Here is a 14,031-nt window from a genome sequence, read left to right as displayed (position 1 = left end):
GAAACACTTAAAGAGCAAGGCATTGATTTAATTACTTATCCAAGAAAAAATATGAGAGTGACCTTATTGCCATTTTCTGATGAATTTCATCTACGACAACGTAAAAAAATTGAAACATTGATAGGATTATTGAAAGAAAAATATCACTTAGTTACGAGTAAACATCGTTCGATTGCTGGTTTTTTAGCAAGCGTATTTTCTTCACTATGTGCGTATCAACTTTGCCAAAAGAATAAGCCTAAAATTCATGTGATTAAATCTTTGGCTTATCCGTAACTGGGGTTAAATTAACAAGATTAAGATCATCTCTAAAGCACAAAAACACAGGCGTATATGCTATAATTTTTTGCTAGTTTTTATTTTTAGCCTGCATTTCAGGCTAATCATTTGCAAGTTTTACGACATATAAAATGCAAGCAAAATTTGTTTGCAGAATAAGGAGTATGCATGAGCGTATCGGAAATTAGACCGATTGCCATTGAGGATGAACTCAAGCACTCGTATTTAGACTATGCGATGAGCGTGATTGTGTCACGTGCGCTGCCAGATGTACGAGATGGTCTAAAACCTGTGCATCGTCGTGTGCTATTCGCAATGCACGAATTGGGCAATGACTACAACAAAGCTTACAAAAAGTCTGCCCGTGTAGTCGGTGACGTCATCGGTAAATATCACCCTCACGGTGATTCTGCAGTTTACGAAACAATTGTTCGTATGGCGCAAGATTTCAGTTTGCGTTATCAATTGGTCGATGGTCAGGGTAACTTCGGTTCGATTGATGGCGATAGTGCCGCAGCCATGCGTTATACCGAAGTCCGTATGCGCAAACTTACTCATGAACTGTTGGCCGATTTAGAAAAGGACACTGTCGATTGGGAAGATAACTACGACGGCTCTGAGCGTATTCCTCAAGTGATGCCTACTCGTATTCCAAACCTATTGGTCAATGGTGCTGCAGGTATTGCTGTAGGTATGGCGACCAATATGGCACCGCACAACATGACTGAAGTGGTGCATGCATGTTTGGCTTATGCAGACAACCCAAATATTTCAATTGAAGGGTTGATGGAACATATCACAGGTCCAGACTTCCCTACAGGTGGCATCATCTACGGTAAATCAGGCATTGTCGATGCTTATCGTACAGGTAAAGGCCGTTTGCATATTCGTGGTAAGTATCATTTTGAAGAAGATCAAAAGTCTGGTCGTACCACCATCGTCTTTACTGAAATCCCTTATCAGGTCAATAAAGCCAAAACCATTGAGCGTATTGCTGAACTGGTAAAAGAGAAGAAACTCGAAGGTATTTCAGAACTACGTGATGAGTCTGATAAAGAAGGGATGCGTATTGCAATTGATCTGAAGCGTGGTGAAAACGCTGAAGTGATTGTGAATAACCTGTTCTTAAATACGCAGTTAGAAAACTCATTCAGCATCAACATGGTCTGCCTAGACAATGGTCAGCCAAAATTGATGAACCTGAAAGATATTATTGCGGCATTTATTCGTCACCGCCAAGAAGTAGTGACCCGCCGTACCATGTTCGAGTTGCGTAAAGCGCGTGAACGTGGACACATCTTAGAAGGCTTAACCGTTGCGTTGGCCAATATTGATGCCATCATCGAAACGATTAAATCTTCTGCCAACCCAGCCGAAGCGCGTGAGCGTTTACAGGCAGGCGAGTGGGCAGCAGGTGGTGTAGTTGCGTTATTGGAAAAAGCAGGTTCAGTTTCTGTACGTCCAGATGAAATTGAAGGCGAAGACCCTAACCGCCCGTTTGGTTTAGATGGTCAGGTCTATCGTTTATCACCTGCGCAAGTGACCGCAATTTTAGAATTACGTTTGCATCGTTTAACAGGTCTAGAACAAGACAAGTTACATGCAGAATATTCTGAAATTTTGGCACAAATTGCTGAATTAACTGCAATTTTGAATGACTTTAATTTGTTGATGGGCGTGATTCGTGAAGAGTTGGCGCAAGTTTTACAGCAATATGGCGATGCACGTCGTACTGAAATTGTAGAATCTCGCATTGATTTCTCGCGTGAAGATTTAATCCCAGAAGAACAAGTGGTACTGACCGTTTCACAAACAGGTTATGCAAAAACTCAACCATTGTCAGATTACGCAGCGCAGCGTCGTGGTGGTCGTGGTAAATCTGCAACGTCGATGAAAGAAGATGATTATGTGCAGCATTTAATCGTGACATCTAACCATGCAACGGTGCTGTGCTTTACCGATGTAGGTAAAGTTTACCGTCTGAAAGTGTTTGAAGTGCCACAGGCATCGCGTGGTGCGAAAGGTCGTCCAATGGTGAACTTATTGCCATTAGATGCCAATGAAACCATCACCGCGATTTTACCTGTCATTGATGCACCGAAGAAATTTACCGAGCGTTTGGCAGACTTCCGTAGCTATGTAAAAGCCAATGCTACACATATACAAACCAACGCAATCATTGCTGCACATTATGCAGAATTAGAAGCTGCCTTTGCTGAATTAGCAGATGGTGATGATTTATCTGATGCATTGCGTGTGCAATTGAAACAATTGGGTGTAGAGCTTTCTGCAACCGATTTAGACGATGAGATCATTGCAGAATTTGCATCACAAGCAGAAGCCTTGCGTAAAAACTTTTATGTCTTTATGGCAACGGCATCAGGTACAGTGAAACGTGTTGAATTGGAACAATTCAGTAACGTACGTTCGAATGGTTTACGTGCCATTGAATTGAATGAAGAAGACACTTTAATTGGTGTTGCAATTACCGATGGCGAACAGCAAATTATGTTGTTCTCCAATGAAGGTAAAGCGATTCGTTTTGCTGAAACCGATGTACGTTCAATGGGTCGTGCGGCCAAAGGCGTACGTGGTATGCGTGTTAGCTTCGGTTCAGCACAAGTTGAAGATGTCGAAGATGTAGAAGTCGATGGCGATGATGAAGACAGTTCAGATTCAGCACTCATCAGCCGTATCGTATCGCTAGTCGTAGTACCAGAAACAGGCGAAGTTTTGTGTGCTTCGGCGAATGGTTATGGTAAGCGTACACCTGTAGACGACTTCCCAACCAAAAAACGTGGTGGTAAAGGTGTGATTGCCATTAAGACCTCTGAACGTAATGGTGAATTGGTCGGTGCAGTTGCTATTGATGAAAGCAAAGAACTGATGCTGATTTCTGATGGCGGTACATTAGTGCGTACTCGCGCTTCTGAAGTGGCGCAAACAGGTCGTAATGCACAAGGTGTACGTTTAATCCGCTTGGGTGAAAACGAAACACTGGTGGGTGTAGAAGCGATTGAAGCTGTTGAAGAAGACGAGTTTGTTGAAGCGATTGAAGGTGCAGAATCTTTAGTGGCTGAAACGGATGCAGTTGCTGAAACTGAGCAAGTGGAAAAAGACGGTGAAAATTCAGTAGAAGAATAAGTTTTTTACTGATAAAAAGGGCGCTTCGGCGTCCTTTTTTATAAACGTTGACTGCATAAGGGTAAGCGATGAAAACCAAATTAATGTTGTTGGCAGCAGCGGTTGCATTGAGTGGCTGTAATTCAATGGACAATATTCCAGATCCGAGTCCTGAACAGGAAAAGGCGGCACAGCTAGCCTATGAGGATTTGCGTGATGGGAAGTATGACGAGTTTTTGGATCAGTTAGAGCCGCAGTTGCAAACCCAGTTTAAGGACAATGAAAAGCTGATGAAACGCTTTTCACGTTCAATTCCTCAAGGTGAATACAAGTCTAAGACTTTAATGACCAAAGAGATTGAAGAAGCAACCAATCAGCTTGGGCAATATAAGGTCAGCTATGAAATTGCCTATCCGGAAAATCTGGTTCAGTATGATGTTAGTTTTGACAAGCCGAATGGTAGCAACAAGATTCGTAATTTCAATATTCAAGTCTTTGGCGAATCGGGTAAATAAGTGGAATAGGAGCATTGCTATAATGCTCTATCTGCTTTGATGACCAGAAATTAAACGTCGATAAGCCAAAAAAAAGCACAAGCTACCGATCATTCCAAGATAGAGCAATTTAGGCAAGATCAGTGTTGTAGGCACACCCATCTGATTGAGTTGAATAAACATCTGCACAATTTGGGTAGAGGGCAGGATTTCGCCAACGACTTGCATCCAGGTGGGCATGGCAGCATGCGGCCAGGCCGCACCAGATAAAAAGAACAGTGGAATAGAAGTGAATACAATGACATGCCCCGCACGTTCCGGCAGATCCAGAAAACTAGCAAATAAGCAGGTCATGCCAATTATCGTGTAGATAAAAACCGCAACAGCCAGCAGCATCCCGAGCAGGTTGCCACCGCGCGGATAATCAAATAGCCAGAAGCTAAAGCCGAATAAATAGAAACATCCCAGACAACCAATGGTGAAGACCGCTAAACACATCCCAATCAATGCATTTGTGTTTAATTCTATTTTTCTTTCCCGATATACCAAAATCAGCATACTCAAACCCAAAAGAATGGTTTGGTGGATAATTAAAGGTGCAACCGCAGGAAAGACATAGCTGCCATAGCCGGACAGCGGATTAAATAAAGGAATTTGATGCACAGAAAGGGCAGGTGAAAAATCCGAGACCTTGCCAAAGCGTTCAGTATAATCTGCCAAAGTTTGCTCAACTGATGTGGCTAAGCCCAGACCAATTTGTTTGGTTACTAAAAAGTTGGCTGTACTTAAATACAGGCCAATGCCACCTGTTTCACCATGCCTTAAGCTTTGCGATAAATTGTCCGGCAGAAGTAAAATACCATCGGCTTTTTGTGATTCCACCCATTGTTTGGCCTCGGAAAAATTGCCGGTAATCGCCTCAATCTCCACATTGGGGCTTTGTGCCACTTGACCAATAATACGGGTGCTTAAGTTACTTTGTTCTTCATCGACAATAATAATCGGTAAGGCTTCAGCCTGCTGTGCCTGATAAGCGGTTGGATAAAAAAAGCTGTAAAACAAGACGGATAGAATAAGCGTGGTAAAGATCGTGCCGTGACTGACAATATCCTTAAAGCTTTGCAGATAGTAAAACCAGAGGGATTTCATTGGACTGCTCCTTTAACTATTTTTTTAAGAAACAGATAAGCCAGCAGAGCGTAAACTAGGGCATAGATCAGCAGCATGAATCCAGCTTGCAGTGAAATATGCAATGGACTACCAATCACCCATTGTTCAGTTTGTAATTTGGCATAGGGCGTAAACGGAATAATATTGGACCAGAGCTGGGTGAATAGGGGCGCATTATTTAAAGGTAAAGTCACACCGGCAAAACTTAAAGATGAACCACCATAGACCGCAATGATGCCAAAAGATTTACTTAAATCTTTGGTTGCCAGAACCACTGCACTGCTTAAAAATGCATAAGCGCTATATAGCAGAAATTGTGCCGATAGAATCAGAGCGAGCGAGCCGGCAACAAACCAGCCGCGAATTTCAATCAGCCAGAACATCCAGATCCAGGTCCATAGACTAAAAATAGCCACATAGATCAGGTTCTTAGACAGCAATGCCATCCAGATGGATGAGTTGCTAATCCAGCTTGTTAAGGTCTGCCGCTTCAGTTCCTGACCGACGGAAAATGCCACACAACAACACAGCAGTAAATGCAGAATTGCCGGAATGACATAGGGTTCCAGATAGAATTCATAATTCAGCTGCGGATTATACAGCGGAGATATTTTAATATGCGGTGACGGTGCTTCGAGAGAGGGGAGTCGGTTGCCCAGATATTGCTGTCCGCTAAATTCAGCGAGTGCTTGTAGGGTACTGACCAGCATGGCCGAGGAAATGGTATTTCCAATACTGAAATAACTCTGGTTAAAAGCAATACTGATGTCAGCATCCTGGGCACGAACCAGACGTTGCTCGGCACCGCTTGGAATATGGATATAACCCCAAATTTTATTTTGATTTAACAGGCGCTCAATTTCAGCTGTTTGTTCCGACACCGTAGCAATTTTAAGAGTATGATTCAGCGCCACATGTTGATAAATGCTTTGACTCAGCGCACTCTGGTCTTGATCAATAATCGCAATCGGTAAATGATCCGATTTCCCTTGAGCAAACATGCTGCTGAATAAAATAATCACCAGTGCAGGTGCCAGCGTGACCAGACACAGATCCCATTTTTCGCTGAGCAGATAGCGCAGTTCGCGCCATATACCCGTCCACATTATCGGGTCTCTTTCAGTTTAAATAACACGCTCATCCCGACTTTCAGTTCAGAAATCGCTGGTGTGGGTACAAGATGCAGCTTAAAACTGCGCACATCATAACCGCCGGTTTGACGTGTGGTCTTAATGGTGGCAAATTCACCTTCAGCACTGATCTGTCTAATTTGAAAAGTGGCGGTTTTATCTAGGGCGGGAATATAACCTTTAATACTGCTCATTTTCTGAAATGGGGCATATTGGTCTTCACGAATATTCAGGCTCACCCACATTTGATCTTCAATCAGGCTGACCACAGGGACTGCGGTGGCTACCAGCTCCGAGACTTTGCCATAGGTTTTAGACACCGTTCCGTTTACAGGTGCTACTAATTGGGTTTCTGCTTCTAAAGCATTGGCTTCATCCAGCGCAGCCTGGGCAATATCTACTTGTGCATCGGCAGAACTCTTTTGCTGCGAGGTGCTGCCACGTTTGGCACGTGCGTATTGCTGATACGCTGCTTCTGTCATTTGCGCCGCTGATTGACTGGCTGCATACAATTCATCACGGCGCTGGCGTGAAATCACACCTTCCTTCAATAAATTTGCACCACGCTCATAAGAAACTTTGGCTAAATTTTGCTGTGCTTTCAGCGATTGCCAGTTGGCATACAGACTGGCGATATTTTCTTCCTGCGAGCCACGTTCAGCAGTCGATTGTAAGGCCAGCGCAGATTGTAAAGCCGCTGCGGCTTGCTGTTTTTTGGCCTGAATTTCCGGGCTGTTTAAGCGCACCAGTACATCGCCTTTTTTGACCCGCTGACCTTCTTCTACATAGATTTCTTCAATACGGCTTGGCACTTTGGTCGCCACCTGAACTGTTTCAGCTTCTACACGACCCTGCAATTCAAGCGGAGCCGGTTGGTAGCTTTTCCACAATCCAAAAGCGATGACTGCCAGCAGAACTGGAATCAGGGCGAGCAATAAATATTTTTTCTTTTTAGCGATTTCAGGAGCTTGTTGTTGCTCGGTCGAAGTCGTCGCGTTGTTTTCTATTTCAGTTTTTGTTTCTACCTGTTGCGCAGGCGATTTTTCTGTATCGCTGGATGAAGCCACTTCATTCACAGGATCATTGGGTTTTTGATCTTCGTTCATGTTCGGCTCCATTAGCGAATATAGTGGGTGTTGGCATGTTGAATGTAGGTTGGAAATTCTGCAATCGAGCCATGGCTTTGTAATAGTGTGGCCAGTGACATCACATATTTGTAAGCATTCAAGGCAGTTTCAGCTCGTAGTCCGCTCAGCATATTTTGTGCATCGATGACCTGTGTGGCGGTGCCCGTATCTTCTTTAAAAGACAATTCTTGGATGCGTAAATTTTCCTGTGCGGCTTTCAAGTTTTGTGCCAGAAGTACATCACTTTGCTGTGCACTAAGTGCTTCGCTATAAGATTTATAAATCAGATTTTCAATTTCCTGCTGGGTGCGTGCAGTAAGCAGTTCTGTTGCAGAGCGTTTGAGTTCGGCAGCCTGAATATTCTTGTTTTTATCGATCCCGGAAAACAGGTTATAGCGTGCGGCAACCCCGACAATCCAGTTTTCATTTTGATCCAGACTATATTCGCCAAAAGCAAATACATTTGGTTTTTTCGCTGCTTGCTGGGCTTTCACATTGGCTTGGGCCAATTGGGTATCCAGCTGCATTTTTTGAATCAGCGCAGAGTTCTGACTAAAAGTTTTTAGCAGATGATTTAAGGCCTGTGGCTCGGTTTTATTGACAAATAAAGGCGTCGAAAGCTCAGTGATGCTACTTTCCTGAAGCAGATTATTCAGCTGGAAGAGCGCAGCATTCAAATTGGCCTGCGTATTTTGCTGGCTGCGCTCGGCATTATTACGTGCCACTTCAAATTGCATACGCTGGCCTTTACTGATAAAACCTTGCTGTTCCATTTTTAAGGCATTGCGATAATGCTGCTGCATGGCATTCAGATTAAACAGCGCAGCTGCATGCAATTGCTTTTGGAGCTGCACATTAAAATAACTTTGAATCAGTTCAAAACGCTGCGTATCTTGCTGCTGTTTGTTGCTGAGCTGACTACGACCGACCTGAATATTGGCAATTTCTTTGGCACTACGGGTGAGGCCTCCAGTATATATTGGCATAATCACGGAAACAGTGGGGCGAATCACCTGATCCTCAAGGATGACATTAGACGTATCCGGAATCAGACCAACTCCGCTATGAATAGTATTGTTAAGTCCATCACGCAGTGGATCGGTAATACCTGCAGGTAGATCCACGCCATTACTGGCCTCCCACTCATTAAGCCGGCCATTCACGCCTTGAGAGAGTGAATTCTCCAGATTATTTTTAAATTGCTTTAATGGAATATCGACTTCACTGTGAAAGGCATAGGCACGAACATTCAGGTCGACACGTGGCAGACCTACGCCTTTTACTGCTTCAGCTTCAAGTTTTGAAGCCTGTTCCAGACTTTGATAGGCTTGGCTGCTATAAGAATTTTGCAACAACTGACGTTCAGCATCCTGAAAGCTGATGCTCTGTGCATGAGCAAAGCTGCCATACATCATAGATGCAAGCAGATTTAAACCCCAGACAAGCTGTCTTTTATTTTTCTTTAAGTTCATAAAGTCGCTAAACTGATATAAAGCCGGTAATGTTATCCCGCTAGTATAAATCAAAGGTGCGCAGATAGAACTAGTGTAAAGTTATAGTATTGTTTCTTGTACATTTGTCTATAAAAAGCACGCTTATGCGTCCTCTAATCTTCTTTTTTTACCTTTTCTTTTTAAATAGCGTTTTTTAGCTACTTTTTCTCTATATTCTTTTAAAAGTCTTGGATTTTTTGCGATTAATTCATCCATATTGCTTTTTCCCCCCTCGAAATTCAGGATGTTGCTCTCGCATTTTTTTACATTCACTCTTTTCTCGCCAGATTTTAAAGAATAAATAAAGCTTGCTGAAGCATCTCTACGTAAAACTTCTTCTTTAAATAAAGGGGTGGCAATAGATCTCTTGCGAAAGTTAATTTAAGAGCATCCAATTCACCATTCCAGCAATTAAATTCATTCTTAGACCAAATCGTTTCCGTCTATTTCTATGGCGTTCTGTTAATATCCGAAAATGTTTAAGTTTGCCGTTGATATGTTCAATTGTGATCCTACGCCGACTGATTTCTTGGTTGATCTGTTTTGCTATTTGGGGTAATGATAAATTGTTAGGTTTCTTGATTGGAATGAGTAACTTACTCTTAATCTGATGAAATCCTTTATAGGCTAAATCTGCCATGATATAAGAATAAATAATCATCTCCTTCAAATGCTTACGCGCAATGTTCAGATCGTGTTTTCTGCCATCTTCAATCTGTATACTTATAATTTGCTTTAATTGGGGGTTAAAAATGACCTGTGTTTTTAGCGTATGTTTCTTCTTTTCACCACTATAGAATTTTCTTTGTTTTTTTGGGACGCTCAATCTGTGACTCAGTAACATCAACGATTACATAATCCCCCTCATTAAACTTTTGATTCCTTTTCGGCAATGCGAAAATCCGTGATTGAATCAGAGCATTTTCAACTTTCTGAATCGTACGATTCACATTACTTTCAGCTAGGTTATAGTCGGCGGATAACTCAATTTGAGTTCTATAACAGCGTAAGTAATTTAAAGTTAACAACAATTGATCCTCTAAACACAACGAATGAGGTCTTCCAGATTTTTTCTTGGCAAGTTCAGCATGTTGTAACACTGATACCATTTTTAAGAATAATGGACGAGGAACTCCAACAAGTCGTTTAAATTCTTCATCATTAAATCTTGTTAAATTTTCATATTTCATGAGATGAGTATAAACAATTTTTTACTTTCGCAAGAGGTCTAATATTAGTGAAAAAATAATTAGTTTTATAGCTAATCATAGATTCCAAGATATTTTGAGGTAACAAAATTACAGGTCCAACAACTTTATTAGGCCCCCAAGGAGCGTGAGGAAGTGAAAATTTTGATTTTTTCCATTCGTTATCGATTGCACAAAAGAAATGAATAGCCTCTTTTGTTTCAGTCGTTTCTATACCTAATTTTTCACATTGTTCTAATGTATATTCTGCAAAATGTTTAAAGCAAATATTAGGGTTTGTTGACAATTCGTCTATGTTTGCGGCAACGCATATTTTTTAGCTGCTATAAGGTATGGGACAGGAAATTTAGTCATTTTAAATGACTGGCACATAACGCAATAGCAGCAAAAAATATGCTCGCCCTGAAAGGCTGTGGCTAAAACTTTCTCAGATTGCGTTATGAAACTTAGCAATAATCTCGCTATTCCTTGCGTTTCATGCCTGATCTGCTCAGTTTTAGCCTACAGCGCAAGCCATTTATGAAATGTCAACAGACCCTAGTCGTTATATCTGAAATAGTGTCCAGACCTATACCATCTGCAACTAATATTAATTCTTCAAGATCTTCTAATAAGCCTGTCTGAGCTGCCTGAGAAGACTTTAAGCATGTGAGTATATATTCAACTTTAATATCGTGTGATCCTTTGCCATTTACTCCTTCTTTAGTTGCACCAATGCCAGTATATTTGGGCTCAGGAAAATGGGAGCATAATTTTCTTGCTTTAATTTCATCTTTTTCTTTAAGAGCTTCCATTAAACATTTCATAAAATTTTGCTGAGTAGTCAGAGCAGACTTGGAATGTATGTTCTCACAACGAGTTAAATAATAACTATCAATGTATAAGCGAGTATCTGTTTCCAGATTAGGGTCAAAGAAGTCAACTTCAAGTAAATTTTTATCTACCTTAAAGTGATTGAGGAATGTTGTCATTGTTTATTTCTCCTTTAATATTTATTTAAAATATCATTTAATTAGGAGTAGTGGGTGGTTTTTTTGATCAATTTGCGACAGATATTGTCGCACACATTTCAACCTCTTTTTTTGATTTAGTAAATTTATCCCTCGAATCTACATTGATTTTTTGACTCTATCTTGGCTCATAGATTGAAATAATTTTGTGCAAGACCCTGCCAGATATGGTTAAATGCCATCATTTTATTGTGTTTCACTCTGAAAGGAAAAATCATGCGCGCGTACAACTTCTGTGCTGGTCCTGCAGCATTACCGACTGCCGTACTTGAAAAAGCTCAAGCTGAAATGCTTGACTGGCATGGCAAAGGTCTTTCGATCATGGAAATGAGCCACCGTAGTGCCGACTATGTTGCCATGGCTGAAAAAGCGGAAGCAGACCTGCGCAAACTCATGAATATTCCTGAGAACTACAAAGTATTGTTCTTGCAGGGTGGTGCATCGCTACAATTCTCTGCGATTCCATTGAATTTGTTGGGTAAAAACAACAAGGCAGATTATATCCACACGGGTATTTGGTCTGAAAAAGCCTTAAAAGAAGCGCAGCGCTATGGCGATATTCATGTCGTTGAAGCGGGTATTCAGATTGAAGGTAAGCATGCCATTAGCGAACAAAGCCAATGGAACTTATCTGCCGATGCTGCCTATGTGCATTATGCAGATAACGAAACAATTGGTGGTTTGCAGTTTGCCAATATTCCAGAAACAGACAAACCGTTGGTATGTGATTTCTCATCAAGCATTTTATCTGCACCTTTAGATGTATCTAAATTTGGTCTGATTTATGCAGGTGCGCAAAAAAATATTGGCCCAGCAGGCTTAACCATTGTGATTGTACGTGAAGATTTGCTTGATCAAGCCAAGCCTGAAATTCCAAGCATTTTGAAATATTCAGCACAGGCAAAAAATGATTCCATGGTGAATACACCTGCAACTTATGCATGGTATTTGTCTGGTTTAGTGTTTGAGTGGTTATTGCAAAACGGTGGTGTAGATGCGATTCATCAAGCTAACCTAGAAAAAGCGAAATTATTATACGGTTATATCGATTCAAGCGATTTCTACGCGAATCCAATTTATAGCGCAAACCGTTCAATTATGAACGTTCCGTTTACTTTGGCTGATGCCGCACTGGAAAAACAATTCTTGCAAGAAGCTGAAGAAAACCGTTTGTTGAACTTGGCAGGTCACCGTTCTGTAGGTGGTATGCGCGCAAGTATTTATAATGCAGTGCCATTAGATGGCGTACAAGCTTTGGTTAACTTTATGGATGACTTTGCAAAACGTCACGGTTAATTGATAGTAGTAAAAAGCAAAAACCCAGCTGAATTAGCTGGGTTTTTTTTATAGAAATAGGTGAAAAGTCATAGAGGCTTGTTGATGAGTGAAACTCAGAACACAAAATAGTGTAAGCCGTAGGCGGAGAGCAGCATGCCTAATGCAAAAAATAGGCAAGACATCGGGTCGAGCTGATAGCGTTGCTCAAGTTGATGTTCTACATGCTGTAAGTTTTCTTCTTGCACGATTTTCATAGATATTATTTTCCGATGATCTATTTATCGTTAAATATTTAAATACGGCTATATTTTTAGCATAAAAAATTGATTAAATAAAGTACTAATTTTATTTTAAATATAATATCTGCCAATAATGAATTAATTCTGTGTTGATTTTTAAAATCCGCACCACTCAAGGCTTTCAGATTATCTACGGTGCTTGGTGCAGATGTTTGGGTTTTAAAATAACTTATCCACATATTCGATTTAAAATATGGCTGATTTTGAATTTATAATAAATTTAAAGCTATGGATAACTGCGTTTTTTTGAATTTAAAATGCTTAAATAAGCATCAATATATTCATACTATCAATAGCACGCTTTTAACAATCAAAAATTGATTATAAGCCATCAGTGAAATAAGTATTGAAAGTTCCTTCTCCCTGAGGAGAAGGCGAGGATGGGGGGATGATGAATATGAATTTATTATTTAGACAGCTACTTTGAGGTTTATTTTTAATAAACTACTGTTTTATATTGTGAATATTGGCTTGAATCCAAATATTGCCACGAATGTATTGTCCAATTTCAAAGTTTTGGTGCGCAGGATTTTTAGTTGCAAGACGAATTAAAATCGCAGGCTGATTTTCATCATGAATTAGAGTGACATCATAAACAGTATAGGCTTGATTCATGAATTCAAAACTGGTTTTACCAACAACATTGCCCTGAAACCAAGCTTCATCTTCCTGACCGATATTTTCGCCATATAAATATGCGACCATTTTAGAAAAATCCACCGTTACAGGTGCTTTGTCATCTTCGGACTTAGGTTGCCATGCGTCAATTTGTTCTTGCAGATTGGCAGGTGCAACACCATCATTGGCTGCTAAAATATCATTCAGCGCACGATGGTGTTTAATTGACGCAGGATCATCGACCACCAATTGTTCGCCTTCAGCAACAGCTTCAAGTTCATACGCCCATGCGTTTAAATGCACCCAGTAGGTTTGATCTTTTTGGTATTGTTGATGGTTGACGCTGTATAAACTGTCAAAAGCATAGACAATACTGTTGTTGCCTAAATTGAGTCGAAGCACCGCTTGAGTGTTAGATTTGCAGCTAATGATACGTTCAATTTTAGCTTCAACTTTGTAAGGACTTTCAAAGCAAGGGAAAGCCGTTTTTACAGCTTGTGGTTTGTTATTTTCAACCGCAATCACTTGTGTCAATTGAATTGCCTCTTTGCTTGGGCCTTGAATCAGCCATGTGCTTTGATCCATTTCTGCTTCTTGGCGGCATAAACCCATTGGCATAATTGGTGCATCTAGAGCCAGTCCTAACCATTTTGGAACTTCGGTGCAGGGTTCATCCGTGAGTAAATTCCAATGTTCAACATGGCTGCCGAAGTTCTGATCTTCAATGCGGATGATTTCTGGTCTATTTTGATTGTTCATAAGCACTTTGAGATGTTGGGTTCTTTTCTTTACTCTTAGATCG

13 protein-coding genes are annotated in these 14,031 nt (G+C 40.9%); 4 read left to right on the top strand and 9 right to left on the bottom strand.

Annotated features, from left to right (window positions below; translation table 11 throughout):
- The 3 genes from E0H79_RS06530 to E0H79_RS06520 form a co-directional block, all read left to right on the top strand.
- Window positions 1–276, top strand: a 276-nt coding sequence (locus E0H79_RS06530; RefSeq protein ID WP_323052921.1) for a transposase, incomplete at its 5' end; no start/stop codon positions are given.
- A 171-nt stretch (window positions 277–447) separates the two neighbouring features.
- Complete coding sequence (gene gyrA, locus E0H79_RS06525; RefSeq protein WP_131261185.1) at window positions 448–3,423, top strand: DNA gyrase subunit A; 2,976 nt, start codon at window positions 448–450, stop codon at window positions 3,421–3,423.
- A 68-nt stretch (window positions 3,424–3,491) separates the two neighbouring features.
- Window positions 3,492–3,917, top strand: a complete 426-nt coding sequence (locus E0H79_RS06520; RefSeq protein WP_096901142.1) for a DUF3887 domain-containing protein — start codon at window positions 3,492–3,494, stop codon at window positions 3,915–3,917.
- 27 nt (window positions 3,918–3,944) lie between these two features.
- On the opposite strand, the gene E0H79_RS06515 is transcribed toward E0H79_RS06520, so the two are convergent.
- The 7 genes from E0H79_RS06515 to E0H79_RS06485 all read right to left on the bottom strand — a co-directional run bounded on the left by E0H79_RS06515 (window position 3,945) and on the right by E0H79_RS06485 (window position 10,995).
- On the bottom strand, window positions 3,945–5,045 hold the full coding sequence (locus E0H79_RS06515; protein ID WP_096901141.1) for an ABC transporter permease: 1,101 nt from the start codon (window positions 5,043–5,045) through the stop codon (window positions 3,945–3,947).
- On the bottom strand, window positions 5,042–6,172 hold the full coding sequence (locus E0H79_RS06510; RefSeq protein ID WP_131261184.1) for an ABC transporter permease: 1,131 nt from the start codon (window positions 6,170–6,172) through the stop codon (window positions 5,042–5,044). The genes E0H79_RS06515 and E0H79_RS06510 overlap by 4 nt, the downstream gene beginning before the upstream one ends.
- Window positions 6,172–7,302 (bottom strand): HlyD family secretion protein, encoded by a 1,131-nt coding sequence (locus E0H79_RS06505; RefSeq protein ID WP_131261183.1) that lies wholly within the window; start codon window positions 7,300–7,302, stop codon window positions 6,172–6,174. The genes E0H79_RS06510 and E0H79_RS06505 overlap by 1 nt, the downstream gene beginning before the upstream one ends.
- An 11-nt stretch (window positions 7,303–7,313) precedes the next feature.
- Window positions 7,314–8,795, bottom strand: coding sequence for a TolC family protein (locus E0H79_RS06500; protein WP_004971852.1), 1,482 nt, complete (start codon window positions 8,793–8,795; stop codon window positions 7,314–7,316).
- A gap of 397 nt (window positions 8,796–9,192) precedes the next feature.
- Window positions 9,193–10,006 (bottom strand): IS5 family transposase gene (locus tag E0H79_RS06495; RefSeq protein ID WP_131261182.1). Its coding sequence is split into 2 segments (ribosomal slippage): window positions 9,193–9,618 and window positions 9,620–10,006, totalling 813 coding nucleotides; the frame shifts between segments, so codons are not numbered across the junction.
- A complete protein-coding gene (locus E0H79_RS06490) occupies window positions 9,996–10,310 on the bottom strand; it encodes a hypothetical protein (protein WP_035310653.1) in 315 nt (104 codons plus the stop codon). The genes E0H79_RS06495 and E0H79_RS06490 overlap by 11 nt, the downstream gene beginning before the upstream one ends.
- A 241-nt stretch (window positions 10,311–10,551) precedes the next feature.
- Entirely contained in the window at window positions 10,552–10,995 is a 444-nt protein-coding gene (locus E0H79_RS06485; protein ID WP_131261181.1) for a hypothetical protein, read from the bottom strand.
- Window positions 10,996–11,250: 255 nt separating this feature from the next.
- On the opposite strand from E0H79_RS06485, the gene serC reads away from it, so the two are divergent.
- Complete coding sequence (gene serC / locus E0H79_RS06480) at window positions 11,251–12,330, top strand: 3-phosphoserine/phosphohydroxythreonine transaminase (RefSeq protein WP_004971842.1); 1,080 nt, start codon at window positions 11,251–11,253, stop codon at window positions 12,328–12,330.
- 95 nt (window positions 12,331–12,425) lie between these two features.
- Here the strand turns inward: serC and E0H79_RS15240 are convergent, their stop codons facing one another.
- Both E0H79_RS15240 and E0H79_RS06475 read right to left on the bottom strand, forming a co-directional pair.
- Window positions 12,426–12,566, bottom strand: a complete 141-nt coding sequence (locus E0H79_RS15240; protein WP_004971840.1) for a hypothetical protein — start codon at window positions 12,564–12,566, stop codon at window positions 12,426–12,428.
- 489 nt (window positions 12,567–13,055) lie between these two features.
- The gene (locus E0H79_RS06475; RefSeq protein ID WP_019837949.1) at window positions 13,056–13,988 is read right to left on the bottom strand and encodes a hypothetical protein; all 933 of its coding nucleotides are present in this window, start codon (window positions 13,986–13,988) and stop codon (window positions 13,056–13,058) included.
- Window positions 13,989–14,031 lie beyond the last annotated feature (43 nt).

The organism is Acinetobacter sp. ANC 5045 (genome assembly GCF_004331005.1).
Classification (GTDB): domain Bacteria; phylum Pseudomonadota; class Gammaproteobacteria; order Pseudomonadales; family Moraxellaceae; genus Acinetobacter; species Acinetobacter towneri.
This window is presented reverse-complemented; position numbering and strand designations above follow the sequence as displayed.

Coding starts and splice junctions, on each gene's coding strand:
- gyrA (WP_131261185.1), top strand. CDS start 448: ATGAGCGTATCGGAAATTAGACCGATTGCCATTGAGGATGAACTCAAG.
- E0H79_RS06520 (WP_096901142.1), top strand. CDS start 3,492: ATGAAAACCAAATTAATGTTGTTGGCAGCAGCGGTTGCATTGAGTGGC.
- E0H79_RS06515 (WP_096901141.1), bottom strand. CDS start 5,045: ATGAAATCCCTCTGGTTTTACTATCTGCAAAGCTTTAAGGATATTGTC.
- E0H79_RS06510 (WP_131261184.1), bottom strand. CDS start 6,172: ATGTGGACGGGTATATGGCGCGAACTGCGCTATCTGCTCAGCGAAAAA.
- E0H79_RS06505 (WP_131261183.1), bottom strand. CDS start 7,302: ATGAACGAAGATCAAAAACCCAATGATCCTGTGAATGAAGTGGCTTCA.
- E0H79_RS06500 (WP_004971852.1), bottom strand. CDS start 8,795: ATGAACTTAAAGAAAAATAAAAGACAGCTTGTCTGGGGTTTAAATCTG.
- E0H79_RS06485 (WP_131261181.1), bottom strand. CDS start 10,995: ATGACAACATTCCTCAATCACTTTAAGGTAGATAAAAATTTACTTGAA.
- serC (WP_004971842.1), top strand. CDS start 11,251: ATGCGCGCGTACAACTTCTGTGCTGGTCCTGCAGCATTACCGACTGCC.
- E0H79_RS15240 (WP_004971840.1), bottom strand. CDS start 12,566: ATGAAAATCGTGCAAGAAGAAAACTTACAGCATGTAGAACATCAACTT.
- E0H79_RS06475 (WP_019837949.1), bottom strand. CDS start 13,988: ATGAACAATCAAAATAGACCAGAAATCATCCGCATTGAAGATCAGAAC.